The sequence below is a fragment of the uncultured Piscinibacter sp. genome (assembly GCF_937952055.1).
Classification (GTDB): Bacteria; Pseudomonadota; Gammaproteobacteria; order Burkholderiales; family Burkholderiaceae_C; genus Piscinibacter.
In genome coordinates, this window is record NZ_CALFYO010000032.1 from 182,285 (window position 1) to 207,363 (window position 25,079).

Genomic DNA, 25,079 nt, shown 5'->3' on the forward strand with positions numbered 1-25,079 from the left:
CCGGCCAGCCACGCGACACGGCCCGCCCGGCCAAAAGCCGCCACGTTCAGGCCCGCCACTCTTGCGCACGCCGCCGCAGCAGCGTGGCGAACGCCGTGACCGCTGCGATCAATCCCGCCGCCCCGACGGCCAGAAGCGGCGCAATGCCGAACCGGCCTACCGCCAGTCCGCCCAGGGACACCTCGGCCGACTGGCCGCGGAAGAAACACGCCGCGAAGGCGGAGACGGCGGCGCCGCGGCGGTCCGGTGCCATCTGGGCCCCGTGGACCTGCAGCGTGTTGTGCATCATGCAGAAGGCCAACCCGAGCAGCAGGCAGCCACCGACCGGCTCAGCCCCATGTGGGCGCGAATGCGATCTCCAGCAGCGCGCCTCCCGTGCCAGCCCCGCCCCAGCGGGCGAGGCCGGCCTCGCCGAGCCGGGCGACGAACGAGCCGGGCAGCAGCGCGAACACGAAGCCGCCGCGTCCGAACAGCATGACGACGGCGCTCGCGGACATCAGCAGGTGGTCCATGGCTGGATGGCCAGCGACGGCCACTGCGCCAACATCATGAATCCGGCGTTCGTGCACGTCGGGCTGTCCTGCGCCTATGGGAGGAGCAGCGCGACCTACCGCATACAGGACGCTGGATCTCGCGCGGCCGCGTTAGCGTCGACGGGCCTCAGAGCGCGGCGATTTGTGCCAGCGTCTCGCGCCGGTCGGCAGGGTGCATCTCAAGGCTGTCCAGGCTGGCGCGCAGGCTCGCGCGGATGCGCTCGATGCCAGCTTCGACGAGTCTCGCGTCGAGTCGGTCGACGAGCTGCCAGGCGCGCAGCGTCCGCGGCGCACTCATCAGCAAGCCGCGGCACGAGCTCGGTCTGCCGATCATCTTCGGGTATTCGATCGTCGCACGCAGGAAGAACTCGACCGCGAGCGCGTCCGGGCTGGCGTAGGGCCCGGCATGCCCGCGCTCGCACAACTCTTCGAGCAGCTTGCGTGCGTGCGGGATCAGGTGGGCGCGATCCAGTCCGAGATCGGACAACGCGCTCCAGGTGCGGTCGCGGAATGCGCGCAGTCTCTGGCGCTCGCCGAAGCGGGCCATCAGGCTGGCCAGGGTGCCAGCGCCTGAGTCGGGCTGCCGGCCGGTACCGGGATCGTGAGTCATGTCGGTGATCTGAAGCTGTGGACCGTAGCGTGCCATCAGCTTGCGGGGGCGTGGCACCCTTGACCCCGGGGTCGGCCCCCCCAGCGCGACAAAATTCCGCAAAGAATTCGCCTCAACGGGCACGGCGGCTCGCTAGATGGCGCCGGCCCAGGATTTCAACGTTGGGGAAAGAGGCAATGGAAATCGGACATGCACCCGTGCCGGCACCGCCGGCGCACACCACCGTGCCGTGTAAGACCGAGCGCGGTCACGAGGAGATCAGCAGGCGCAGCCCGCTGATCGGCCCGCGCATGCGCGCCATCCTGCTGCTCGTCGACGGTCGGCGCACGCACGCCGAATTGCGCCGGCTCGGCGAGAATTTCGGCGTGCCCGAGGGCAGCCTCGAGTCGCTCGAGTCGCTTGGCCTGATCCGCATTCCGAAGGCCGCCGAACCGTCGGCAAGCATCGCGGCACTGCCGACGATGGTCGTGCAGCCGGCGCCCGAACCTCCGGTCGTCGCGGCTGCCGAGTCGATCCAGATGTCGTTGCAGCCGACGCACCCGGAGCCGCCGCCGCCGGAGCCGCTGTGGCCGGAGCAACTCGCGCACCCTGTGCAGGGACTGCAGCAAATCCAGCCGGCACAGTCGATCGAGAGCAAACCGGCGCAGCCAGCGGAGCCGGTGCGGCCGCCAGCGATCGAAGCGCAGCCGCGGGCACCGCAGGTGTTCATCGAGGCAGAGGAGCAGCACTCCGAGGACACGCCGGCCGAACTGCGCGACCTCGATTCGCAGCGTTCCGGGCAAACGACGCTCGGCGGTCTGCTTGACACGATGCGCAGCTCGATCTACCCGCTGCTCGAGTCGGCCTTCGGGGGTCTCGACCCGGTGAGCGACGACGAGGGTCCGACGTCCGATCCCGAGCTGGTCGAGGTGCGCCGCATGCTCATGCGCGAGGTGCGCTCGCGTGCGCCGGTCGCCGGCGCGATGACGGTCATGAAGCTGCGCCGTGCCGGGACCCGCGAGGAACTGCTGGCCCGGCTCGGCGAGGTCTCGCAGCACATCACCCAGCCGATGCGGCAGCTGTCGGCGCAGCAGATCCTCACGAACGCGCGGAACCGGCTCGAGCGTCCGCACTGAGGCCTGCACCGATCGCGGCGGCGATCACGCCGCCGCCGAGACAGACCTCGCCGTCGTGCAGCACCGCCGACTGCCCGTGCGTCACCGCCCACTGCGGCAAGTCGAAGCGTGGCACGAAGTCGCCTGCCGACTCCGGCTCGAAGCGGCACGCGGCATCGGGCTGGCGGTAGCGCGTCTTCGCGCCGTGTGCGCCGGCCACGCAGCTCAGAGCATCGCCGTGCAGTGCCGGCGAGAGCAGCCACGGGTGGTCGTGGCCCTGCATCACGTACAGCGTGTTGGTCGCCATGTCCTTGCGCGCGACGAACCACGGATCGTGCCCGCTGCTGCCCCGCGAGACGACTTCGCACCAGCCCCTGTGTGCCGGCATCGACGGCTTCAGTCTGCACGCCGCGGTGCGGGTCGAAGCTCACGACCGCGAGCGGCTGGAGCAACTGTGCCGCTACATCAAGCGACCGACTCTAGCGGACGAGCGGGTGCAGCTCAAAGCAGCAAGGCAGGTGGAACTCATGCCCAGGACGCCGTAGCGCGACGGGACCACGCACCTGGTGATGAGCCCGTTGGAGTTCCTGCAGCGGCTGGCCGCGTTGGTCCTGCGGCCGCGGCTGGGTCGCATCAGGTTCCATGGCGTGCCGGCACCTAATGCCGGGTCGCCCGCGCTGGTGGTGCCGCAGGGGCCACCCGAGCAAGAGGAGCCGGCCACCGGAGCCGATGCGGCCGCCAAGTGCGAGGTGGTGACTGTCCAGACCCGGCCGCACCGCATCAGCTGGGCGCGGCTGCTCAAGCGAGTCTTTGACTTCGACATGCAGCACGCCCGCACTGCGGCGGCGAACTCAAGTCCATCATCGCCATCCTGGAACGCACGGTGATCGAGACGATCCTGACGCACCTGGGGCTGGATTCGCAGCCTTCACCGAGGGCACGCTGGCACCACGCCGATCTCGACGGCGTTGGCTGGGCCGCATCCACAGGTTTGATCGAAGTTAAGTCTGGGTGACTGTGGCCAGCCCTTGCGCTGCCCATGGCGAGCGGCAGACAGTGGCCTGCTGCTGCCGTGTAAAGATCCGAAGCCGAACGGCCGAGTTCACCGTCTGAAGCAGTTGCCCAAGTGCGCAGCTGAGCCGGTTTCGGGCGGCTACTCGAACTGCACTTTGATCTCGTTTACGCCGATGGTGATTCCCTGGACCCTGAGCCCGAAACGAAGCTCCTCCGGGCGGAATGTCCGCAACGGATAGCCTTGCAGCGCCTCCTGAACAACGGCCGCGCTGATGCGCTCAAGGTTCTGTGCGTCGCTGCCGGTGACGCCGTCGATGCGCAGTTGCTCCGCGCGTGGGTCCTGGAGGCGCACGGCCAGGCCCGCGGCATCCCAGCGCAGGCCGCTGCTCACAGCCACCTGCCCGCCCATGGACGATGGGCGCAGCAATGGGCTGACGATCACCAATCGAGAAGCCAGCGTGGCCCGGTTGGCACTGCCGTCCAGCAGCAGCTGCGGGTCGTGCAGCGACACCGAGGCCAGGTCGCCATAGCGGCGCGCGATCGGGAAGCGTCGGGCCAGTTCTGCTTGCAGTTCATCGCGCGTGGCGGTGAACTCGTTCAGCAGCAAGTTCAGACCGGCACGGACCGGGCGCGCCTGCACGCACAGCGTAGGAACCAGGATCGCTCCCAGTGCGGCGCGCAGCAATGCCCGCCTGCCTGGCAAAAACGCGTCGGATCCGCAGCGTCGGACCGAGAACAGCCCGTGGAACATGGTGACGAGCTTGCCACACACCTGGTGCGCACTGGGTATCAAGACACTCCACGGCGCTCGACGACCGCTTGCCAACCATCAGAATCACCGGTCTCACGGTCGGGAAGGTGCAGGGACATCGATGACTACTCTTGTCGTCAACGGTCGACTGAGTAGCCGTGCTGGCTGACGGACGCCGCGGCAAAGCGCGCTTGGCCGTATCCCGGAGGTGGCCTATGTGGACTGGACGGCGGTGCACAGATCGCAAGACTTGGGCAGGGGTCTGGCGAGGCTCACGCACGGGGTCGCGAACTTCGCGGCGAGGCTGAACGACGAAGTTCCCAGCGGCTCTCGGGGCTCTGCGCGCGACCAAGCTACCCGTTGCGACGCGTGCGACATCGATCAAGGTGCGCCAGGAGTCGGGCCGCCTGCGGCGGGCGTTAGTGGGCAACCTTTCGCGGCAAATCAACCACTTGCGCGCCTCCCTGGCCGCTTTCGGAGTTCAATAATCAACAAATGAAGATCAGAAATTGATGGATTTCGACACGATCTTCATCAACGACGAACTTCGACAACGGTTCCGACGGTGGCGGGGTCTGCATCGTTCTGCATAAGACTATTCCAGAAATGCATGACCCCCCGATCTCTGGTGGTTACCGGGCCATTACACTGGATCGACAATCGTTCCAGCCTGTTTCGCACGTGGCCCGCCGCCGTGATCCGGCGCCGCCGCGAAACCCGCCGTAACCCCCTCGGCGAAGCGATCAGCGGCATTGGGCAAGCCCTCCGGGCCGTCGAACCGGGCTCAGCAGGTTTGCCCAATCCCGCCTTTTGACTTTGAAGATTGGACCTGACATGAATCGTCCCGTGCTGGAAGGGGTGCGCCTGAACGCGCCCGCCTATGTTCGTCATGCCCGGCTGCTGGCCTGGGTCGCCGAGATGGCGGCGCTCACCGAAGCGAGGGAGGTCTACTGGTGCGACGGTTCGCGGGAGGAATACGACCGCCTGTGCAGCCAGCTCGTCGAGGCCGGCACGATGAAGCGGCTCAATCCGGAACTGCGGCCGAACAGCTACCTGGCCTGCAGCGACCCCAGCGACGTGGCGCGCGTCGAGGACCGCACCTTCATCTGCTGCGAACGCAAGGAAGACGCCGGCCCGACCAACAACTGGGTGGCGCCGGCGCAGATGCGCGAACTGCTGCAGACAGGAGACAAGGCCCTGTTCCGCGGCGCGATGCGCGGCCGCACGATGTACGTGGTGCCTTTCAGCATGGGTCCGATCGGCTCGCCGATCGCGCACATCGGCGTCGAGCTGAGCGACAGCCCGTACGTGGCGGTCAACATGAAAATCATGACGCGCATGGGCCGCGCCGTGCTCGACGTGCTGGGCAGCGACGGCTTCTTCGTGCCCTGCATGCACACTGTCGGGGCGCCGCTCGAACCGGGTCAGAAGGACGTGGCCTGGCCCTGCAACAAGACGAAGTACATCGTCCATTACCCCGAGACGCAGGAGATCTGGAGCTACGGCTCCGGCTACGGTGGCAACGCCCTGCTGGGCAAGAAGTGCTTCGCGCTGCGCATCGCCTCGACCATGGGCCGCGATCAGGGATGGCTCGCCGAGCACATGCTGATCCTCGGCGTCACCTCGCCGCAGGGCAAGAAGTACCACCTGGCCGCCGCGTTCCCCAGCGCCTGCGGCAAGACCAACTTCTCGATGCTGATCCCGCCGCCGGGACTCAAGGGCTGGAAAGTCACCACCATCGGCGACGACATCGCCTGGATCAAGCCGCATGCCGACGGTCGCCTGTACGCGATCAACCCCGAAGCGGGCTACTTCGGTGTGGCGCCGGGCACCAACCACAAGACCAACGAGAACTGCATGGCCAGCCTCGTGCGTGACGTGATCTTCACGAACGTGGCGATGACCGACGACGGTGACGTGTGGTGGGAGGGCATGACCGACACGCCGCCGGCGCACCTGATCGACTGGCAGGGCAAGGACTGGACGCCAGCCCTGGCCAAGGAAACCGGTGCCAAGGCCGCGCATCCGAACGCTCGCTTCACGGTGGCCGCCACCAACAATCCGGCGCTCGACGCCGAGTGGGACAACCCCAACGGCGTGGCGATCGACGCCTTCATCTTCGGCGGCCGGCGCTCGACCACCGTGCCGCTGGTGACGGAAGCACGCGACTGGACCGAAGGCGTCTACATGGCCGCGACCATGGGCTCGGAAACCACCGCCGCCGCGGCCGGCGCGCAAGGCGTGGTGCGCCGCGATCCGTTCGCCATGCTGCCCTTCATGGGCTACAATATGAGCGACTATTTCCAGCACTGGCTGGACCTGGGCGCGAAGCTGGAGGCCGCGGGCAGCAAGCTGCCGAAGATCTATTGCGTCAACTGGTTCCGCAAGGGCGCCGACGGCAAGTTCGTCTGGCCGGGCTACGGCGAGAACATGCGCGTGCTGGAGTGGATGGTCGAGCGGATCGAAGGCTCGGGCGGCGGCGAGGAGCATGTGTTCGGCGTAACGCCGAACTACGAGCACCTCAACTGGGCAGGTCTGGACTTCAGCCAGGCGCAGTTCGATCAGGTCACGCGCATCGACGCGGCCGAGTGGCGGGCCGAGATGGCGCTGCATGGCGAGCTGTTTCAGCAGCTCTCGTACCACCTGCCCGAAGCGCTGAAGGCCACCAAGGCGAAGATCGAGGCGCGCCTGGCCTCCGCCTGAGCGGGCCACGCACCGAGACAAAAGGCCGGCAAGAGCCGGCCTTTGTCATGGGGGTGGTGCGTGCGGCTCAACGCTCGCGATGGTCGGCCAGCATGGCCGCGGCGCGCAGGTCGGCCGCGTAACTCGGCTGGGTGGCCTCGTACGCTTCGGCCATAAGCAGCAGCTGCACGGTGGCCTCCGGCACGCCCGGTGCGGGCATGCGCAGCAGGTGGCCGTAGGACTGCAGCTTCAGGATGGCGCGGGCCAGCCAGTCGGCCAGCTTCGGGGCCATCATGTCGGCGACGCGCACCACCTGGCCGGAAGGCAGGGTGATGGTGGTCATGGTGTGAATTCCTTCGGTGTGGACGATGGCTCAGGCCTTCTCGTCCTTCAGTTCGTGGCGGTCAGCCGCGGCCATCAGGTCGGCGGCGAAACCGGGGTCGGTGCGCAGGTAGGCGATGGCGAAGTTGCGCAGCTCGTTGGCTTCCTCGACGACGCTCAGGCGCCGGTTTTGGCGCACCGGGCGGCGCAGCGAGAACATCAGCGCCTGGGTGAGGCGCGCGGTGGCAAGAGCCAGATTGCTCAATGCCTGGCCGACGCCCAGCGGGCGAGCCGACCGGAAGGATTGCGAAGGCAGGATGTGGCTGGTCATGGCGTTTACTCCTTGGGCATCGGGATGATGCTGCAGCGCAGTATAGGGTAAACACTCATGCGTTGCAGTGAATGCTCTGAATACTGGACATTCACCATCATGATGAACAGGCCTCTGTGAACTTCCGCACGCTCGACCTCAACCTGCTGCGCGTGTTCGACGTGGTGATGGCCGAAGGCAGCATCACCCGCGCCGCCCAACGGCTCTCCATGACCCAGCCCGCGGTCAGCAATGCATTGAAAAGGCTACGCGAAAGTGTAGGTGAAGACTTGCTCACAAGGGCGCCCAGAGGGGTCCAGCCAACCGCCTTCGGCGAGGCGCTGTGGCCGCAGGTGCGCTCCGCCCTGGGCCAGCTGCGCGCGGCGCTGGAGCCGGGAGACTTCGACCCGGCCGCCGAAGCGCGGGTGTTTCGGCTGACCATGGCCGACGCGGTGGCTGCACTGATGCTGCCGGCGCTGATGGCGCGTTTCCAGGCGCTGCAGGTGCGTGCCCAGGTCGAAGTGCGGCCGCTGCTCGATCGCGACCCCCGTGGCCTGTTCAGCCATGGCGACATCGATTTCGCGATCGGCCACTTCCCGGAGACGGTGGCCTCGCTGGTGTCGCAGGGCCGCGTGGCACCGCTGCGCCACCGCCGGTTGGCCGAGGGTCGTTACGTTTGTGCGATGCGGTTTGACCACCCGCTCGCCGAGCAGCCGCTCACGCTCGACGCCTTCTGCAGCGCCAGCCACGTGTTGGTCAGCTTCAGCGGGCGGGCGCATGGCTTCGTTGACCAGGCGCTGACCAGCCAGGGTCGCACACGGCACGTCGCGCTGACCGTCAACCAGTTCTTCACCGCCGCGCACGTGGTGGCAGGCTGCGACCTGCTGACCGTGCTGCCCGACGGCTTCTTGCCGCTGACCGGCCTGCAGGAGCGCCTGGTGGTGCGCGAGCTGCCGGTGGAGCCCGGCACCGTCTACGCCGACGCGCTCTGGCACGTGCGCCACGACCGCTCGGCGGCGCACCAGTGGCTGCTCGCGCGCTTCGACGAGGTCGGGCAGGAGCTGGCGGCCGAAGCGGCGCCGACTTGACGCGCGTCCCGACTTCGATCATGCTTCTCCAAGTGGTCTAGGCCAGTTTGCCGAGATCCCTGCGCAACCATCCACGGAGCCGCCGCCATGAACTCACCCGCCGACCAGAGCCGCGTTGCCCACGCCGCTGCCCAGGCCGCCCGCAGCGCCCCCGGCCGCGTCGTGCGCGCGCCGCGCGGCAGCACGCTCGCCTGCAAGTCGTGGCTCGCCGAGGCCGCGTTCCGCATGATCCAGAACAACCTCGATCCCGAGGTGGCCGAACGCCCCGAGGAACTGGTGGTCTATGGCGGCATCGGCCGCGCGGCGCGCGACTGGGCCTGCTTCGACCGCATCCTCGAGTGCCTGAAGGAGCTGAACGACGACGAGTCACTGCTCATCCAGTCGGGCAAGCCGGTGGGGGTGTTCAAGACGCACGCCGATGCGCCGCGCGTGCTGCTGGCCAATTCCAACCTCGTTCACAAGTGGGCCACCTGGGAGCACTTCCACGAGCTGGACCGCCAGGGCCTGTTCATGTATGGCCAGATGACCGCGGGTTCGTGGATCTACATCGGCACGCAAGGCATCGTGCAGGGCACCTACGAGACCTTCGCCGAAGCCGGACGGCAGCACTACGGCGGCGACCTCGCTGGCCGCTGGATCCTCACCGCCGGCCTCGGCGGCATGGGCGGCGCGCAGCCGCTGGCGGCCACCTTCGCCGGCGCAGTGTCGCTGAACATCGAGTGCCAGCAGACGAGCATCGACTTCCGGCTGCGCACGCGCTACCTCGACAAGCAGGCGAAGGACCTCGACGACGCGCTGCGGCTCGTGCAGGAGCACACCGCCCGAGGCGAGGCGGTCTCGATCGGCCTGCTCGGCAATGCGGCGGAGATCCTGCCGGAGCTGGCCCGGCGCGCGAGGGCCGGCGGCCTCAAGCCCGACCTCGTCACCGACCAGACCTCGGCCCACGACCTGATCAACGGCTACCTGCCCGCCGGCTGGACGGTGTTGCAGTGGCGCGCTGCTCAGGCCGACCCGGCGCAGCATGCCAGGCTCAAGCAGGAGGCGGCCGCCTCCTGCGCGGTGCACGTGCGCGCCATGCTCGACTTCCACGCGATGGGTGTGCCTACCGTCGACTACGGCAACAACATCCGTCAGGTCGCCTTCGACCAAGGTGTGAAGAACGCTTTCGACTTCCCCGGCTTCGTGCCCGCCTACATCCGCCCGCTGTTCTGCGAGGGCAAGGGGCCGTTTCGCTGGGTGGCGCTGTCGGGCGACCCGGAAGACATCCGCAAGACCGATGCGAAGATCAAGCAGCTCTTCCCGCAAAACGCACACGTGCACCGCTGGCTCGACATGGCCGGCCAGCGCATCGCCTTCCAGGGCCTGCCGGCGCGCATCTGCTGGCTGGGCCTGGGCGAACGGCACCTCGCCGGCCTGGCCTTCAACGAGATGGTGCGCACGGGCGAGCTGAAGGCGCCGATCGTCATCGGCCGCGACCACCTCGACACCGGCTCGGTGGCCAGCCCGAACCGCGAGACCGAAGGCATGAAGGACGGCACCGACGCAGTGTCCGACTGGCCGCTGCTCAACGCGCTGCTCAACGCGTCGGGCGGCGCCACCTGGGTGTCGCTGCACCACGGCGGGGGCGTCGGCATGGGCTACTCGCAGCACGCAGGCATGGTGATCGTCGCGGACGGCACCGACGCCGCGGCGAAGCGCCTCGCGCGCGTGCTCGTCAACGACTGCGGCAGCGGCGTCATGCGCCACGCCGACGCAGGCTACGAACTGGCCATCCGCACGGCGCGCGAGCAGGGTCTGAACCTGCCGATGCTGCGCGCATGAACGCCCCCGCCGCACCGCAACGCATCGACATCGACGCACTGCCGGCGCAACGCTGGAAGAACGGCGCGGGTTTCACGCGAGAACTCGCTGCCGGCCCTGCCGGCGCGGGGCTGGACGACTTCGACTGGCGGCTGAGCGTGGCCGAACTCGAGCGAGACGCGCCGTTCTCGGCCTTTCCCGGTGTCGACCGTTGCATCGTCCTGCTGCGTGGAGATGGCATGGAGATGCTCTCGCGCGAAGGCGCCATCGTGCACTCGCTGCGGCCGCTGCAGCCCTGGTGCTTCGACGGCGGAAGCCCGCTCACGGCGCGGCTGGCAGGCACCACCTGCCGCGATCTCAACGTCATGACGCGTCAGGGCCGCTGGCGCGCCGACGTGCGGGTGCTGCACGGCGCGGCCGCGGTGGCGTCCGGTCAGGTCACCCTGCTGCTGTGCGTGGCAGGCCGCTGGCAGGCCGGCGGCGACACCCTCGCACCGATGCAGGCGCTGCTGTGGCGCGCCCTGGACGCGCCCCTCACCGTCGCGCCACAGGAGGCGGGCGCGGCTGCGATGCTGCATGTGCGCCTGTGCCAAGACCCCTTCCGATGAGCATGCTGTACGCCACCGATGCCCTGCTGCCCGGCGGCTGGGCCCAGGACGTGATGCTCGCCTGGGAAGAGGATGGCACCCTGCTGCGCGTCGAGCCCGGGAGCACGGCGCCGACGGGCGTGCCGCGCGCCCCTGGCGTGCTGCTGCCAGGCATGCCGAACCTGCACTCGCACGCCTTCCAGCGTGCCTTTGCCGGCCTGACCGAGTACCGTGCCGCGGCGCAGGACAGCTTCTGGACCTGGCGCGACCTCATGTACCGCTTCGCGCTGCGGCTCTCGCCCGACGATCTGGAGGACATCGCGACGCTTCTCTACCTCGAGATGCTGCGCTGCGGCTACACCTCGGTGTGCGAGTTCCATTACGTGCACCACGACCAGGCTGGCCGTCCCTACGCCAATCCGGCCGAGATGTCGCTGCGCCTGGCGCGCGCCGCGCGTCGCGCCGGCATTGGGCTGACGATGCTCCCGGTGCTGTACCAGCACAGCGGCTTCGGCGCCTCGGCTGCGCGCGAGGATCAGCGACGCTTCGTGCTCGACGTCGACGGCCTGATGCGCATCGTCGAGGCGCTGCGCGCGCAGGGTGTGCGCACCGGCGTGGCGCCGCATTCGCTGCGGGCTGTCGGTCCGGCGGCGCTGGCTGAACTGCTCGACGCCATGCAGCGGGTCGACGCGACCGCACCGGTGCACATCCACGTCGCCGAGCAGCTGCAGGAGGTGCGCGACTGCGAAGCTTGGTGCGGACAGCGGCCGGTGCAGTGGCTGCTCGACCACGCGCCCGTCGACGCGCGCTGGTGCCTGGTGCACGCCACGCATCTCGACGACCGCGAGCGCGCCGGAGCCCTCTCGCGCGACGCCGTGATCGGGTTGTGCCCGACCACCGAGGCCAACCTCGGCGACGGCATCTTCGATGCCCCGGCCTGGCACGGTGTCTGGGGCATCGGCTCGGACAGCCACGCCAGCGTCGACGCCGCCGAGGAGCTGCGCCTGCTCGAGTACACGCAGCGCCTCGCGCGGCTCCAGCGCAACGTGCTCGCCGACGCCGCGCTCCCCGGCGTGGCCGAATCGCTCTGGCTGTCGGCGGTGGCCGGCGGCGCGCAGGCCACCGGCCGGCCGGTCGCCGGGCTCGTCGCAGGGCAGCAGGCCGACTTCGTCGTGCTCGCCGATGCCGTGCTCGACGGGCTGACACCGGCGCAGCAGCTCGCCACCCATGTATTCGCCAGCCATCGCCGCGCCAGCATCCGAGAGGTCTGGGTCGGTGGCCGCTGCCGCGTGCAGAATGGCCAGCACGCCGGGGCGGAGGCCGCTGCCGAGCGCTTCGTGGCCGCGCGCGGTCGCCTGCTCTCCGAACTGGGATGACACCGTCGATCGACCTGCTGCTGCGCAACGTGCGCATCGTCACCTGTACCGACGCTGCGTGCAGCATCACGCCGCCGGCCTTCGTGGCGATCGTCGGAGGGTTGATAGCCGGCCTCGGGCCGATGTCCCAGCTCGACCCCGACGCGCCGGTGGCCCAGGAGCTCGACGGCGCGGGCGCCTTGCTCACGCCCGGGCTGATCGACTGCCACACGCACCTGGTGCATGCAGGTCACCGCGCGCGCGAGTTCGAATTGCGCCTGCAGGGCGCCAGCTACGAGGACATCGCGCGCGCCGGCGGCGGCATCGTCTCCACCGTCAGGCAGACCCGCGAGGCGGTGCAGGCGGACCTGCATGTGCAGTCGGCGCGACGTCTGCGCGAGATGATGGCGCATGGCGTCACCACGGTGGAGATCAAGTCGGGCTATGGCTTGTCGCTGAAGGACGAGCTGAAGTGCCTGCGCGTGGCGCGCGAGCTCGGGCTGCATCATCCGGTCACCGTGCGCACCACGCTGCTCGCCGCGCATGCGCTGCCGCCGGAGTATGCCGGGCGACCGGACGACTACATCGCCCATGTCGTCGAGCACATCGTTCCGGAGGCGGCACGGCTGCGTCTGGCCGATGCGGTCGACGCCTTCTGCGAGACGATCGGATTCGACCTGCTGCAGACGCGCCACGTCTTCCAGGCCGCGCGGCAGCACGGGCTGCCGGTCAAGTTGCATGCCGAGCAGCTGTCCAACATGCACGGTGCGGCGCTCGCCGCCGAGTTCGGTGCGCTGTCGGCCGACCACCTCGAGCATGTCGACGAGGCCGGCGTGGCCGCCATGGCCAAGGCGGGCACGGTGGCGGTGATGCTGCCAGGCGCCTACTACTTCCTGCGCGACACCCATGTGCCGCCGATCGACCTGTTCCGCCGCCACGGTGTGCCCATGGCCGTGGCCACCGACTGCAACCCCGGCAGCAGCCCGACCACGCACCTGCCGCTGATGATGAACATGGCCTGCACGCTGTTCCGCATGACGCCGGCCGAGGCGCTGCTGGGTGTGACACGCCATGCGGCGCAGGCGCTGGGGATGTCCGTCACGCATGGCACCATCGAACTCGGCAAGGCCGCCGACCTGTGCCTGTGGAACGTCGACCACCCGGCCGAGCTGGCCTACGCCGTCGGGGCGAGCCCCTTAAGGGCGCGCCTCCAGCGCGGCCGCCAGCATGCGCTGTAGCAGCGGCTGCACCCGCGCCGCCAGGTCGGTGCGGTAGGCGAAGGGCGCGGTCTCGTCCATGTAGGTGCACTGGCACAACTCGAGCTGCAGGGCGTGGATGCCCTGCTGCGGCGCGCCGTAGTGCCGCGTGATCCAGCCGCCCTTGAAGCGCCCGTTGCTGACATGGTCGTAGACCGTCTGTGACGCCATCTGCCTCTCCACCGCCGCCTGCATCGCCGGCGCGCAGGAACGGCCATCGGCGGTGCCGAGGTTGAGGTCGGGCAGGCGGCCCTCGAAGAAGCGAGGCAGCACGCTGCAGATCGAGTGCGCATCCCACAGCACGACTTGCCCATGGCGCGCGCGCAGCCGCTCGAGCTCGCCGCGCAGCGCGTCGTGGTAGGGCTGCCAGTAGCGCTCGCGCCGCTGGTCGCGCTCAGCGTCGTCGGGCGCCTCGCCGGGCAGGTACAGCGGCTCCTTGCGGAAGGTGTCCAGCGGCAGCAGGCCAGTGACGTCCTGCCCGGGGTAGAGGCTCTCGTCGTGCGGCGGCCGGTTCAGGTCGATGACGTGGCGCGCGTAGTTCGCCGCCAGCACGGTCGCGCCCATCGCCTGCGCGAAGTCGTAGAGCTGCGGCAGGTGCCAGTCGACGTCGGCGCGCTGCAGCGCGGCGGGCGTCATGCGACGCTCCAGCTCGGGCGGGATGCGCGTGCCGGCGTGCGGGATCGACACCAGCAGCGGCGCCGATCCCCGAGTCAGTGCGAAGATGTCCGGATCCATGCGAGACAACCCTTGGTCAACTGGTCTAGACAAGTGAATGCCGCAGTGTAGACTGCGGCACGCGCCTTGCAAGGCGACGCCACCCACTCAACGCAGGAGCTGCCATGACCCTCCCACGCATGCTGGCCGGCGCCGCCGCCGCTGCCGCCATTCTGACCGCCTTGCCCGCTGCCGCCCAGGAAACCCCGGTGGCCATCGGCATCTCCGGCTGGACCGGCTTTGCGCCGCTGACGCTCGCCAAGGAGGCCGGCCTGTTCAAAAAGCTCGGACTCGACGTCTCGATCAAGAAGATCCCGCAGAAGGATCGCCACCTGGCCATCGCCTCGGGCGACATCCAGTGCGCCGCCACCACGGTGGAGACCTGGGTGGTGTGGAACGCTAACGGCGTGGCCACCACGCAGATCTTCCAGCTCGACAAGAGCTACGGCGCCGACGGCATGGTGGTGAAGCCCTCCATCGCGAAGATCACCGACCTGAAGGGCAAGACCGTCGCCGCCTCTGCGCCCGGCACGGCGCCCTACTTCACGCTGGCCTGGATGCTGAAGAAGAACGGCCTGTCGGTGAAGGACGTGAAGGTCGTGACACTGGAGCCGCAGGCGGCCGCCAACGCGATGATCGCCGGCAACGCCGACCTCGACGCCGCGATGACGTATGAACCCTACCTCGGCGCGGTGCGCGCCAAGCCCGAGGCCGGCAAGATCATCGCGACCACGCTCGACTACCCGATGGTGATGGACACCTTCGGCTGCACGCCCAAGTTCCTGAAGGACAACCCCAAGGCCGCCAAGGCGCTGGCCGACGGCTACTTCGCCGCGCTGGACATGATCAAGGCCGACCCGAAGAAGAGCTTCGAGATCATGGGCGCCGACGTCAAGCAGAGCGGCGAGGCCTTCGAGAAGAGCCAGGCCTATCTGCGCTGGCAGGACCGTGCGGCGAACCAGAAGTTCTTCGCCGGCGAGCATGCGCAGTTCAGCAAGGAGGCAGCCGATCTGCTGCTGGAGATCGGCATCATCAGGCAGATCCCCGACCTGAAGTCGCTCGCCGACACGCAATTCATCAAGTAGGCACGCTGCGCCTTGAAGCCGCTTCGCGACGTGTCGCCCGGGGCCCGCATGGCCCTGGGCATCAGCTTCTTCGTGCTGTTCTTTGCCGCCTGGGCGGTCGCCACCTTCGGCGGCTACGTGTCCAAGACCTTTCTCGCCGACCCGCTGACGATGCTGCGGTCGGGCTGGACCCTGCTGGCCGAGCAGGGCTTCGCCACCGACATCGGCTACACCGTCTGGCGCGTGGTCGGCGGCTTCGTGCTGGCGGCGATCGTCGCCGTGCCGCTGGGCGTGGCGATGGGCGCCTACAAGCCGGTCGAGGCCTTCTTCGAACCCTTCGTGTCCTTCGCGCGCTACCTGCCGGCCTCGGCCTTCATCCCGCTGCTGATCCTGTGGGCCGGCATCGGCGAGGCGCAGAAGCTCGCGGTGATCTTCATCGGCTCGTTCTTCCAGCTCGTGCTGATGATCGCGGTCACGGTCGGCGGCACGCGGCGTGATCTGGTCGAGGCGGCCTACACGCTGGGCGCCAACGACTGGGGCATCGTGCGCCGCGTGCTCATCCCTGCGGCGGCGCCGCAGGTGGCCGAGACGTTGCGCCTGGTGCTCGGCTGGGCCTGGACCTACGTGATCGTCGCCGAGCTGATCGGCGCCTCGCACGGCATCGGCCACATGATCACCGACAGCCAGGCGCTGCTGGCCACCGACCAGATCATCTTCGGCATCATCACCATCGGCGTGATCGGGCTCGTCTCCGACCTCGCCTTCAAGCGCGCCAACCGCGCGCTGTTCCGCTGGGCCTCGCTGTGAGTCGACTCTCGATCCGCGGCATCGGCCGCACCTTCCCCGGCGTGCACGGCGGCGCGCCGACGCTGGCGCTGCAGCCCACCGACCTCGAGGTGGCCGACAACGACTTCATCACCGTGCTCGGGCCCTCCGGCTGCGGCAAGTCGACGCTGCTGCGCATCGTCGCCGGACTGGACGGGCCCACGCAGGGCGAGGTGCGGCTCGACGGCGAGCCGGTGCGCGGCCCCGGCGCCGAGCGCGGCATGGTGTTCCAGAGCTACACGCTGTTCCCCTGGCTGACGGTGCGCGAGAACATCTGCTTCGGCCTGCGCGAGAAGGGCATGCCGGCCGCGCAGCAGGCCGAGATCGCCGCGCGCTTCATCGCCGAGGTGGGCCTGAGGGGTTTCGAGAGCCACTTCCCCAAGCAGCTCTCCGGCGGCATGCAGCAGCGCGTGGCGCTGGCCCGGGCGCTTGCCAACGACCCGAAGATCCTGCTGCTCGACGAGCCCTTCGGCGCCCTCGACAACCAGACCCGCGCGCTGATGCAGGAGCTGCTGCTGTCGATCTGGGAACAGCACAGGAAGACCGTGCTCTTCGTGACGCACGACGTCGATGAGGCGATCTTCATGGCCAACCGCTGCGTGGTGTTCAGCGCGCGCCCCGGGCGCATCAAGAACGAGCTGGCGATCGACTTGCCCTACCCGCGCCACTACACCGTGAAGACCACGCCGCGCTTCTCCGAGCTGAAGGCGGTGGTCACCGAGGACATCCGGGCGGAGAGTCTGAAGACCGCCCAGATGGAGCACTGATCAGATCGAGGCACCTTCCTCGACCAGCGCCGTGGCTGCCGCGATGTCCGGCGCCATCAGCCGGTCCTGCGAGAGCCGCGGCACCCTGGCGCGCAGCCGCGAATGAAACGCCTCGATCGCCGGCGACGACTGCATCGGCCGGTGGAAGTCCAGCGCCTGTGCCGCCGAGAGCCACTCGATGCCGACGATGCCGGCGGTGTTGTCGAGCATCTGGTGCAGGCGCCGCGCGGCGTAGGTGGCCATCGAGACGTGGTCCTCCTGGTTCGCCGAGGTCGGCAGCGAATCGACGCTGGCCGGATGCGCCAGCGACTTGTTCTCGGAGGCCAGCGCGGCCGAGGTCACTTGCGCGATCATGAAACCCGAGTTGAGGCCGCCGTGCTCGACCAGGAAGGCCGGCAGGTTCGACAGCACCGGATCCATCAGCATCGCGGTGCGCCGCTCCGACAGTGCGCCGACTTCGGCGATGGCCAGCGCCAGGTTGTCGGCGGCGAAGGCCACCGGCTCGGCGTGGAAGTTGCCGCCCGACAACGCCTCCATCGTGTCGGCGAACACCAGCGGGTTGTCCGACACACCGTTGGCTTCGGTGAGCAGGATGTCCCAGGCGTGCGCCATCTGGTCGAGGCAGGCGCCCATCACCTGCGGCTGGCAGCGCAGGCAGTACGGGTCCTGCACCTTCTCGCAGTGCAGGTGCGAGGCGCGCAGCGGGCTGTCCTTCAGCCAGGCGCGATAGCGAGCGGCCACCGCACGCTGGCCCTTCTGGCCGCGCACCGCGTGAATGCGATCGTCGAAGGGGGTGTCAGAGCCCTTGGCCGCGTCCACCGTCATCGCGCCGACCGCCAGCGCGGCATCGAACACGCGCTCCAGGCGCAGCGCGGCGTGGATGGCCAGCGCGGTGGACGCCTGCGTGCCGTTGAGCAAGGCGAGGCCTTCCTTGGGGCCGAGCTGCATCGGCGTCAGGCCGGCATGGGGCAGCGCCTCCAGCGCGCTCATGCGCTTCCCGCCGACGAAGGCCTCGCCCACGCCGATCAGCACGCCGGCCATGTGCGACAGCGGCGCGAGGTCGCCCGAGGCGCCGACCGAGCCCTTCTCCGGGACCACCGGCAGCACGTCGTGCGCGAGCAGCGCGAGCAACGCCTCGATCACCTCGAGGCGCACGCCCGACACGCCGTGCGCGAGGCTCGCCGCCTTGAGCAGCAGCATCAGTCGCACCACCGGCGCGGCCAGCGGCTGGCCGATCCCGGCGCTGTGCGACAGCACCAGGTTCTTCTGCAGCTGCACGAGTTGGTCGTCCGCGATGCGCGTCTGCGCCAGCTTGCCGAAACCGGTGTTGATGCCGTATACCGGCTCGTGCCGCGATACCAGCGTGCGCACCGCCGCCACGCTGGCTGCAATGCCGGGCCGGGCAGAGTCGGCGATGGTCAGACGCAGCGGGCCGGCCGCGACGCGCTGCAGCAGGGGCTTGTCGAGTTCGCCGGGAACGATGGCATGCATGATCGGGCTCCGAAAGTGGTCTAGACAACTTTAGCATGGCGACGGATAGAATGGAACCATGACGCCGCCCGTCGCGCCCCGCCGCTTGCCATCCGAGGAAGTCAAGGCCTCGATCCGCCAGCGCATTGCCGAGGGCGGCTGGCAGGCCGGCATGCGGCTGCCATCCGAGCGCGAGCTGGTGCAGCAGTTCGGCTGCGCACGCATGACGGTGCACCATGCGCTGCGCGAGCTGGAGGGCGAGGGCCTGATCGAACGGCGCCAGGGTTCGGGCTCCTACGTGGCGCAGCTGCACCCGATCTCCAACGTGCTGCAGGTGCGCGACATCCACGAGGAGATCGCCGAGCGCGGCCATGTGCACGTCACGCGCGTGCTCGACGTGGCGCGCGAGAAGGCCGGCGCCGAGATCGCCACGGCGATGCGGCTGCGCAAGGGCGCGACGGTCTACCACGTGCGTCTCGTGCACCTGGAGAACGGCGTGGCCATCCAGCTCGAGGACCGTCACGTCAATCCGGCCCTCGCGCCCGACTTCCTGGCGATTGACTTCACGCAGGTCACGCCCTCGCACGTGCTGTTCCGGCATGCGCCGCTCACCGAGGCCGAGCAGGTGGTCGAGGCCGTGCTCGCCGACGCCGAGCAGGCCAGGGCGCTCGAGGTGCCCGAGGGCAGCGCGCTGCTGATGGTGTCGCGGCGCACCGTGTCCCAGGGCGCGGTGGCCTCGGTGGCGCGCCTGTACCATCCGGGCTCCCGCTACCGGCTGATCGGGCACTTCTCGGTCTGAGCACGACGAAAGCGCGCCATGCAGACTCCCGCCCACCGACTGCCCTCCCAGGACCTCACCGACGCCGAGTTCGCCGAGCTCGACGAACTGCTCGCCGTGACGCCGGAGCCCTTCGAGCCGCTGGATGCGGTGATGCTCGACGGCTACCTCTGCGGCGTGCTCGTGCAGCCGGTGCTCATCGAGACCGACGCCTGGCTGCCCCATGTGTTCGACTTCGACGGCCAGCCACTGCCGGACGACACCGACCCGGTCTGGCGCGAGCGCATCACCGCGCTGATCCTGCGCCGGCACGCCGCGCTGAACCGCGCGCTCGCCGAGGACGGCTGGTTCGACCCGCTGATCCTCGAACCCGACGACTTCAACCCGCCGCGAACCGACGAACCGGCGGCCAGCCTCAATCCGCTGTCGCAGGCGCTGTTCCCCTGGGTGGCCGGTTTCCAGCACGCGATGGAGACGTTCCCCGACCTGCTGGAGCTGCCCGACGCGGCGATCGACGTCGCCCTCGCCAGGCTGTACCGCCACCTGCCGGCGCAGACCGACGAGGAGCGCGAGGTGGTGGCCACGCTCGACCGCGAGCATCCGCTGGCCACGCTGGACGAGGCGATCGAGGACATGATCGTCATCGTCGCCGATCTCGAGGACCTGACGCGCGAGCGTCGCTACAAGGTCGAGACGGTGAAGCGCGACGCGCCCAAGGTCGGCCGCAACGACCCCTGTCCCTGCGGCAGCGGCAGGAAATTCAAGCAGTGCCACGGCAAGGCCTGAGCGTCCGGCGAGGGGGGCGATGAGAGCCCAGCTGCTGTCCGACCTTCACCTCGAGACCGAGGACTTCGAGCCGGAGCCGAACCCGGCCGCCGAATTGCTCGTCCTGGGTGGCGACATCGACAGTTCGTGGGAAGCGCTGGCGCGCTTTCGCGGCTGGCCGGTGCCGGTGCTCATGGTGGCGGGCAACCACGAGTTCGACGGCCGCGACGTCGACGAGGCCTGGCCTGCGCTGCGTGCACGCTGCGACGCGCTCGGCATCGACCTGATCGAGCGCGAGTGCCGCGTGCTGCAGGGCACGGGCGGGGAGCGCATCCGCTTCGTCGCCACCGTGCGTTGGTGCGACTTCGACCTCTTCGGCGAGCCTGGCCGGGCCACCGCGATGCGCGCGGCGGGCTACTACATGCGCATCATGCGCAGCGTGCGCCGCGGCGAGCCCTTCGATCCCGATGGCGTGCGAGAGGAGGCGCTGGCCTGCCGCGCTTGGCTGGCGGACGCGTTGCGTGCGCCGCGCGGTGACTGGGACCGTACCGTGGTGCTGACGCACTTCGCGCCGTCACTGCGCAGTGCCGATCCGCGCTACGGCGCCCAGCCGGGCACGGCGAGCTTCTGCAATGCCGACGACGCGCTGCTGCCGCTGGCGTCGACCTGGATCCACGGCCACCTGCACTGCCGCCATGACTACCTGGTCGAGCACGAGCACGGCCGCACCCGGGTGGTGTGCAACGCGCGCGGTCATGGCCGCAAGGGCGAGGCCGAGGGCCACGACCCGCTGCGCGTCTACGAGCTCTGAGGCGTCCCGCGGTTCATTTCAGCTCTTCGGCGATTTCGATCTTCAGCCCGCTGGCGCCCACGGCGGTGGGTGGCGAGAAGCCCTGCAGGTCGCCCGGCTGCGGCATCGCGTTGCCGCTCTTGCTGACGCGTGCGCCGACGACCACCTGCTTCGCGGTGGACAGGCGCGTGGCCGGACTCATCGCCATCGAGTCGTCGAGGGTGAAGTTCAACGGCAGATCCTTCACCTGCTTGCGCAGGATGGCCAGCGGCACGCGCGGGCCGTCGACCGCGCGCGCGAAGACGAACACCGTGTCCTCGGGCGAGACCCGACCCTTCAATGCCGCAGCGAGCTGCACTTCGCCGGCCACGCTGGCCCCCGCCACGGCCTGCGGCGCGGGCGGCGCAGCGCCCGGCGAAGCCTGACCGGCACGCGAGCGTGCCTCGGCCACGCCGCCTTGCAGGTTGCGCGCGAGCTCGCTGCCGGGCTCCGCGGCCGCGACGGCGGCCTCCCACAGCCTCGCCGCCTTGTCGTAGTCGTTGTTGTCGAAGGCGATCGTGCCGGCCAGCGCCAGCGCCTTGAGGTTCTTCGGATCGAGCTCGAGGGCCTTGGCGATCAGCGCCGCCGGCTCGCCGGCCAGCTTGCGCCCGGCTGCCATGGCGGTGGCGTCGGCCAGGTCGGCATAGGCTTGCGCGTCCTTCGGCGTCATGTCGATGACGCGCTGGAAGGCCTTCACCGCTTCGGGGTAGCGGCCCATGGCGCTGTAGCTGCGGCCGAGCATGGACCAGCCCTCGGCATCCTCGGGCGAGTCCTTCAGCCGCTGTTCGAGCTTGGCGACCATCGCTTCGATCTGGGCCATGGCACTGCCGTGCCCGCCGTCGCCCTCGCCACCGGCGACCGGCACGCCCTTCCACGCGCCCGGCGTGCCGTAGACGGCATAGCCGGCCACGGCGACGACGACCACGAAGCCCGCGATCGCAGCGAGCAGGCGGCGCGACGGCCTGGGGGCCGCCGGCGCCGCGGGGGGCGCGGAGGCATCGCCGGATTGCAGGACGAGCGCGAGCAGTTCCTGCTCCAGCGTGCTGCGCGAGGCCGCGGCCTGGTCGGCCGGCAGCGCGCCGGACGCGGCGAGCTCTTCGAGCTGCCGCAACTGGCGCTTGATTTCATCGATGCGAGGGTTCATGGGGCGTGGATGGTAAGGCCGGGCGAGGTTGCGGGTTGTCAAGAACGGTGTGGCACCCTGTGCGAGACTTGCGGCGCTTTCGAAGATTCCCCTTGCGGAGACGACGCCCATGAAGATCCTCATCGCCGCCGACGGCAGCCCGTTCACCAAGCGCATGCTGGCGTACCTCGCCGCGCACGACGAGTGGCTCGGCGGCGGTCGCCACCAGTTCACGGTGCTCAACACCGTGGCGCCGGTGCCGCCGCGTGCAGCCGCGGTGATCGATCGCGACACGTTGAAGAGCTACTACGCCGAGTCCAGCGAGGCGGTCTTCAAGCCCATCCGCGCCTTCTTCAAGAAGCAGGGCATCGAGGCCGAGTTCATCGGCAAGGTCGGCCACGCGCCGGAGGTCATCGCCAAGACCGCCGACTCCGGCAAGTACGACCTGCTGGTGATGGGCTCGCACGGCCACGGCTCGCTGGGCAACCTGGTGATGGGCTCGGTGGCGACCAAGGTCCTCTCGGCGTGCAAGACGCCGGTCCTGCTGGTGCGCTGATCGAAAGGCCGGGGGGCGCCGAGCTCAACGCTTCGCCAGGCCGTCGAAGCAGGTGGACAGCAGCAACTCGACGATCTGCTCGTCACTGTACTGCCCGCTGAGCTTCAGCAGGCCGAGCACCGGGTCACAGGCACGGGCGAACAGGGTGTACAGGACGAGTTCCGGCGGCAGCGCCGGATTGAGGTCGCCGGATGCCTGCGCGGCGGTGATCCAGGCGCCGAGCCGGTCGCTCACCGCCATCAGCCGGTCGAGGTAGGCCTTGTTGGCCGTCAGCGCCGCGCGCAGGCTGGAGTTCTGCGCCGGCAGTGACGGCATCTCTCCGGCCAGCTGCACCTGCATGGTCCAGCGCGCCACCGACTTGAGCTGATCGATGGCGCGTGCCGGCGACTTCGCGGCGGTTTCGTCGAGCAATGCGAGCGCACGGTCGAGGACACGAATCATCGCCGCCGCGGCCAGCGCCTCCTTCGAGGCAAAGTGCTTGTACAAGCTGGCCTTGGCGATACCCACGTCGGCCGCCACTTCGTCGACCGTCATCAGGTCGAAGCCCTTCTCCGCCAGCAGGCGGTTCACGGACGACACGATCGCGTCTTCTCGGGCGCGCAACACCTGCTCACGGAACGACACCTTGGCCATCGGCACATTCTAGCCAACGCGGGGTGAAACGGGACGCTGGAGTCTTTGTGTGACCTGACGGTCACCAATGGAACTCGTGGGTTGCTCCAGTGCTGAGTCACTCTGTCTTTCGGGACGCTCGCTCCCGTTCATGCGACAGCCGCCGGCGGTCCACCCGGCTCGAGCGGGGTGATCACGCGAGCGGCAGCGCGGTGCTGCCGAAGTGCGCTCGAGCCGACGGCAGTCAGCGCTTCTTGAGGGGGCTGGCGCCGGAGCGCGCTGGCACGCCCTTGTCGCCGCTGGCGTCGCGAGGGCCGGGCATCGCCGCCTTGCCGAAGCTGGCATCGAGACCGAAGGCCGTGCCCATGTCGGCATAGTCCGTGTCCTGCGCCGGTGCCGTCTTGGCGAAGCCCAGCGCTGACCACCAAGGAACTGAAGACGATTTGTCCATGTGCACCTCCGACCTGATCACCACCGCGATGTCGCAATGATTCCAGTGTGGTGAACGCCCCGGTGGGCCGAAGCCGAGAACAACCGCACCCCTGCCGTGCATTTCGATACGAGAGGCCGACCGGCGTGACAAAAGGGCGGATCGAGCGTCAGTCGCGCACCACACCCGGCTGGCCGGCTTCGACGACGAAGCGTGCCTGCGAGTGCAGCCTCGCGTCCGCCTGGGCTGGGAACGGCGTGGCGCGGAAGTCGCAGAGCGCTGCCTCGGGCGTGATCTCCAGCAGTGCATAGCCGCGTTCGTCGCTGCGCGCGTGCAGCAGGTCCGGGTTGCTCGCCCTGATCAGCGACGTCACGGCTTCCGACAGCCCGCGGCTGGTGATCGAACTGCAGACGAACTCGCTGGCCACCACCGGCGAGCGAGGATCATCGGGCCGCAGCCGCAGGTTCGCCGACACGTGGCGGTGCACGTCGCCGCCGAGCACCAGCACGTCGCGGCGTCCGGCCGCGGCGATCGCATCGAGCAACCGCTCACGGGCGCGCGGGTAGCCGTCCCAGCCGTCGCTGAAGAGGCGGCGCCCCAGCGGCGTGTCGAGGCCGCACGGGCTGAGCTGTGTGGACTGGGCAAGCAGCTGCCAGCGAGACTGGCTGCCGGCCAGGCCGCGGGCCAGCCACGCTTCCTGTTCGCGGCCCAGCATCGTGCGGGCGGGATCGGCGAGCTCGTCGCAGCCGGCGAGCAGGTCGCCGCCCCTTCTGTAGGGCGTGCTGCAGGCCTGCAGGCTGCGGTACTGGCGGTTGTCCAGCGTCCACAGCTCGGCCAGCCGGCCCCAGCGGAAGTCCTGGTGGATGCGCATCGCCGCGCCGCGCGGCGCCATCGATGGCGACACCGGCAGGTGTTCGAAATAGGCCTGGTAGGCCGCGGCTCGGCGCTGCAGGAACGTGTCGCGGTCGCGGCCGGCCGGGCCGACCTCGCCGGCGTAGTCGTTCTCCACCTCGTGGTCGTCCCAGGTCAACAGCCAGGGATGGGCGGCATGGGCGGCGCGCAGGTCGGCATCGAGCTTGTAGGTGGCGTGGCGGGCCCGGTAAGCGTCCAGGGTGTGCGGTGCCGGACCTTCGTGGGCGCGCAGTCGGTAGCGCGGACTGGAGGACTCGTAGATGTAGTCTCCGACGAACAGCACCAGGTCGACCTCGCGCGCGGCGATCTCGCGATGCGCCACGTACCATCCCTGCTCGTAGTGCTGGCAGGAGGCGAGCGCGATGCGCAGGCGCCCCACGGCTTCGTCCTCGGCCGGCGCGGTGCGCGTGCGGCCGATCGGGCTCGCCGCGTCGCCGGCGATGAAGCGGTAGTACCAGGTGCGGCCGCTGGTCAGGCCACCGACATCGACGTGCACGCTGTGCCCATGCTCGGGCCGGGCGACGAACTCGCCGCGGCGCACGCCCTTCGAGAAGCGCTCGTCCTCGGCGAGCTCCCAGCGAAGCGCCAGCGGCGTGGCCGGCAGCCCGCCGCCCGGTTCCAGCGGGCGCGGCGCAAGCCGCGTCCAGATCGCCACCGAGTCCGGGCGGGGCATGCCGCTGGCCACGCCCAGCGTGAACGGGTTGCCCAGCCCCGGCGGCCAGCGCGCGGCGGCGGCCTGCGCTCGCGCGGCGTGACCGAACAGGCTGGACAGGGCCACGGCGGCGGCCTGTCGGCCGAGCTGCTGGAGCAGTTGGCGGCGATCCATGGTCAGC

25 protein-coding genes and 3 pseudogenes are annotated in these 25,079 nt (G+C 69.4%); 16 read left to right on the top strand and 12 right to left on the bottom strand.

The genetic code is table 11. The annotated features are described in order from the left end of the window. Positions 1 to 46: 46 nt before the first annotated feature. Positions 47 to 289 (bottom strand): hypothetical protein, encoded by a 243-nt coding sequence (locus Q0599_RS23575; RefSeq protein WP_298835116.1) that lies wholly within the window; start codon positions 287 to 289, stop codon positions 47 to 49. On the opposite strand from Q0599_RS23575, the pseudogene Q0599_RS26235 reads away from it, so the two are divergent. Then, a pseudogene (locus Q0599_RS26235) lies at positions 288 to 542 on the top strand (hypothetical protein); the annotation flags it as partial. The gene Q0599_RS23575 and the pseudogene Q0599_RS26235 overlap by 2 nt on opposite strands. Before the next feature lie 118 nt (positions 543 to 660). Here the strand turns inward: Q0599_RS26235 and Q0599_RS23585 are convergent. Then, a complete protein-coding gene (locus Q0599_RS23585; RefSeq protein WP_298835120.1) occupies positions 661 to 1,143 on the bottom strand; it encodes a hypothetical protein in 483 nt (160 codons plus the stop codon). A 176-nt stretch (positions 1,144 to 1,319) separates the two neighbouring features. Between Q0599_RS23585 and Q0599_RS23590 the strand changes: the two genes are divergently transcribed. Beyond that, complete coding sequence (locus Q0599_RS23590; RefSeq protein ID WP_298835122.1) at positions 1,320 to 2,258, top strand: hypothetical protein; 939 nt, start codon at positions 1,320 to 1,322, stop codon at positions 2,256 to 2,258. On the opposite strand, the pseudogene Q0599_RS23595 reads toward Q0599_RS23590, so the two are convergent. Continuing rightward, a pseudogene (locus Q0599_RS23595) lies at positions 2,221 to 2,589 on the bottom strand (aminomethyltransferase beta-barrel domain-containing protein); the annotation flags it as partial. The gene Q0599_RS23590 and the pseudogene Q0599_RS23595 overlap by 38 nt on opposite strands. On the opposite strand from Q0599_RS23595, the pseudogene Q0599_RS23600 reads away from it, so the two are divergent. After that, positions 2,543 to 3,124: pseudogene (locus Q0599_RS23600) on the top strand (transposase). The pseudogenes Q0599_RS23595 and Q0599_RS23600 overlap by 47 nt on opposite strands. Positions 3,125 to 3,390: 266 nt before the next feature. On the opposite strand, the gene Q0599_RS23605 reads toward Q0599_RS23600, so the two are convergent. Then, positions 3,391 to 4,002 carry a DUF1439 domain-containing protein gene (locus tag Q0599_RS23605; protein ID WP_298835123.1) on the bottom strand — a complete coding sequence of 204 codons (612 nt, stop codon included), beginning with the start codon at positions 4,000 to 4,002 and terminating at the stop codon, positions 3,391 to 3,393. Positions 4,003 to 4,836: 834 nt separating this feature from the next. On the opposite strand from Q0599_RS23605, the gene Q0599_RS23610 reads away from it, so the two are divergent. Next, complete coding sequence (locus Q0599_RS23610; RefSeq protein WP_298835125.1) at positions 4,837 to 6,705, top strand: phosphoenolpyruvate carboxykinase (GTP); 1,869 nt, start codon at positions 4,837 to 4,839, stop codon at positions 6,703 to 6,705. 67 nt (positions 6,706 to 6,772) lie between these two features. Here Q0599_RS23610 and Q0599_RS23615 read toward each other — a convergent pair whose 3' ends face one another. Both Q0599_RS23615 and Q0599_RS23620 read right to left on the bottom strand, forming a co-directional pair. Then, positions 6,773 to 7,027 (bottom strand): hypothetical protein, encoded by a 255-nt coding sequence (locus Q0599_RS23615; protein ID WP_298835127.1) that lies wholly within the window; start codon positions 7,025 to 7,027, stop codon positions 6,773 to 6,775. A 30-nt stretch (positions 7,028 to 7,057) separates the two neighbouring features. After that, entirely contained in the window at positions 7,058 to 7,336 is a 279-nt protein-coding gene (locus Q0599_RS23620) for a hypothetical protein (RefSeq protein WP_298835129.1), read from the bottom strand. Positions 7,337 to 7,452: 116 nt separating this feature from the next. Here Q0599_RS23620 and Q0599_RS23625 point away from each other — a divergent pair, with 116 nt between their 5' ends. The 5 genes from Q0599_RS23625 to hutI all read left to right on the top strand — a co-directional run bounded on the left by Q0599_RS23625 (position 7,453) and on the right by hutI (position 13,383). Next, positions 7,453 to 8,403, top strand: coding sequence for a LysR family transcriptional regulator (locus tag Q0599_RS23625; RefSeq protein ID WP_298835131.1), 951 nt, complete (start codon positions 7,453 to 7,455; stop codon positions 8,401 to 8,403). Positions 8,404 to 8,490: 87 nt separating this feature from the next. Then, on the top strand, positions 8,491 to 10,224 hold the full coding sequence (gene hutU, locus Q0599_RS23630) for a urocanate hydratase (RefSeq protein ID WP_298835133.1): 1,734 nt from the start codon (positions 8,491 to 8,493) through the stop codon (positions 10,222 to 10,224). Continuing rightward, a complete protein-coding gene (locus Q0599_RS23635; protein WP_298835135.1) occupies positions 10,221 to 10,811 on the top strand; it encodes a HutD family protein in 591 nt (196 codons plus the stop codon). The genes hutU and Q0599_RS23635 overlap by 4 nt, the downstream gene beginning before the upstream one ends. After that, a complete protein-coding gene (locus Q0599_RS23640; protein WP_298835136.1) occupies positions 10,808 to 12,166 on the top strand; it encodes a formimidoylglutamate deiminase in 1,359 nt (452 codons plus the stop codon). Before Q0599_RS23635 ends, Q0599_RS23640 begins: the two co-directional genes overlap by 4 nt. After that, on the top strand, positions 12,163 to 13,383 hold the full coding sequence (hutI, locus tag Q0599_RS23645) for an imidazolonepropionase (RefSeq protein ID WP_298835137.1): 1,221 nt from the start codon (positions 12,163 to 12,165) through the stop codon (positions 13,381 to 13,383). The genes Q0599_RS23640 and hutI overlap by 4 nt, the downstream gene beginning before the upstream one ends. Here the strand turns inward: hutI and hutG are convergent. Next, positions 13,342 to 14,136 carry an N-formylglutamate deformylase gene (gene hutG, locus Q0599_RS23650; RefSeq protein WP_298835138.1) on the bottom strand — a complete coding sequence of 265 codons (795 nt, stop codon included), beginning with the start codon at positions 14,134 to 14,136 and terminating at the stop codon, positions 13,342 to 13,344. The genes hutI and hutG overlap by 42 nt on opposite strands. A gap of 119 nt (positions 14,137 to 14,255) precedes the next feature. On the opposite strand from hutG, the gene Q0599_RS23655 reads away from it, so the two are divergent. The 3 genes from Q0599_RS23655 to Q0599_RS23665 are packed head-to-tail and all read left to right on the top strand — an operon-like array spanning position 14,256 to position 16,771. Next, complete coding sequence (locus Q0599_RS23655) at positions 14,256 to 15,200, top strand: ABC transporter substrate-binding protein (RefSeq protein ID WP_298835217.1); 945 nt, start codon at positions 14,256 to 14,258, stop codon at positions 15,198 to 15,200. A gap of 48 nt (positions 15,201 to 15,248) precedes the next feature. Next, entirely contained in the window at positions 15,249 to 15,986 is a 738-nt protein-coding gene (locus tag Q0599_RS23660) for an ABC transporter permease (RefSeq protein WP_298835218.1), read from the top strand. Beyond that, entirely contained in the window at positions 15,983 to 16,771 is a 789-nt protein-coding gene (locus Q0599_RS23665; RefSeq protein ID WP_298835140.1) for an ABC transporter ATP-binding protein, read from the top strand. The genes Q0599_RS23660 and Q0599_RS23665 overlap by 4 nt, the downstream gene beginning before the upstream one ends. On the opposite strand, the gene hutH is transcribed toward Q0599_RS23665, so the two are convergent. Further along, the gene (gene hutH / locus Q0599_RS23670; RefSeq protein ID WP_298835142.1) at positions 16,772 to 18,262 is read right to left on the bottom strand and encodes a histidine ammonia-lyase; all 1,491 of its coding nucleotides are present in this window, start codon (positions 18,260 to 18,262) and stop codon (positions 16,772 to 16,774) included. It abuts the gene before it with no gap. A 58-nt stretch (positions 18,263 to 18,320) separates the two neighbouring features. Between hutH and hutC the strand changes: the two genes are divergently transcribed. The 3 genes from hutC to Q0599_RS23685 are packed head-to-tail and all read left to right on the top strand — an operon-like array spanning position 18,321 to position 20,595. Then, positions 18,321 to 19,040, top strand: a complete 720-nt coding sequence (gene hutC / locus Q0599_RS23675; RefSeq protein WP_298835143.1) for a histidine utilization repressor — start codon at positions 18,321 to 18,323, stop codon at positions 19,038 to 19,040. A gap of 18 nt (positions 19,041 to 19,058) precedes the next feature. Further along, entirely contained in the window at positions 19,059 to 19,805 is a 747-nt protein-coding gene (locus Q0599_RS23680; RefSeq protein WP_298835145.1) for a UPF0149 family protein, read from the top strand. A 19-nt stretch (positions 19,806 to 19,824) separates the two neighbouring features. Next, positions 19,825 to 20,595 (top strand): metallophosphoesterase, encoded by a 771-nt coding sequence (locus Q0599_RS23685; protein WP_298835147.1) that lies wholly within the window; start codon positions 19,825 to 19,827, stop codon positions 20,593 to 20,595. Positions 20,596 to 20,608: 13 nt separating this feature from the next. Here the strand turns inward: Q0599_RS23685 and ccmI are convergent, their stop codons facing one another. Further along, a complete protein-coding gene (gene ccmI / locus Q0599_RS23690) occupies positions 20,609 to 21,757 on the bottom strand; it encodes a c-type cytochrome biogenesis protein CcmI (protein ID WP_298835149.1) in 1,149 nt (382 codons plus the stop codon). A gap of 109 nt (positions 21,758 to 21,866) precedes the next feature. Between ccmI and Q0599_RS23695 the strand changes: the two genes are divergently transcribed. After that, the gene (locus tag Q0599_RS23695) at positions 21,867 to 22,292 is read left to right on the top strand and encodes a universal stress protein (RefSeq protein ID WP_298835151.1); all 426 of its coding nucleotides are present in this window, start codon (positions 21,867 to 21,869) and stop codon (positions 22,290 to 22,292) included. 24 nt (positions 22,293 to 22,316) lie between these two features. On the opposite strand, the gene Q0599_RS23700 is transcribed toward Q0599_RS23695, so the two are convergent. The 3 genes from Q0599_RS23700 to Q0599_RS23710 all read right to left on the bottom strand — a co-directional run bounded on the left by Q0599_RS23700 (position 22,317) and on the right by Q0599_RS23710 (position 25,072). Continuing rightward, positions 22,317 to 22,925 (bottom strand): TetR/AcrR family transcriptional regulator, encoded by a 609-nt coding sequence (locus tag Q0599_RS23700; RefSeq protein ID WP_298835153.1) that lies wholly within the window; start codon positions 22,923 to 22,925, stop codon positions 22,317 to 22,319. A 223-nt stretch (positions 22,926 to 23,148) separates the two neighbouring features. Continuing rightward, positions 23,149 to 23,355: a hypothetical protein gene (locus Q0599_RS23705; protein WP_298835156.1), complete on the bottom strand. Its 207-nt coding sequence runs from the start codon at positions 23,353 to 23,355 to the stop codon at positions 23,149 to 23,151. A 148-nt stretch (positions 23,356 to 23,503) separates the two neighbouring features. Beyond that, positions 23,504 to 25,072 (bottom strand): alkaline phosphatase D family protein, encoded by a 1,569-nt coding sequence (locus Q0599_RS23710; RefSeq protein WP_298835158.1) that lies wholly within the window; start codon positions 25,070 to 25,072, stop codon positions 23,504 to 23,506. Positions 25,073 to 25,079: the final 7 nt, after the last annotated feature.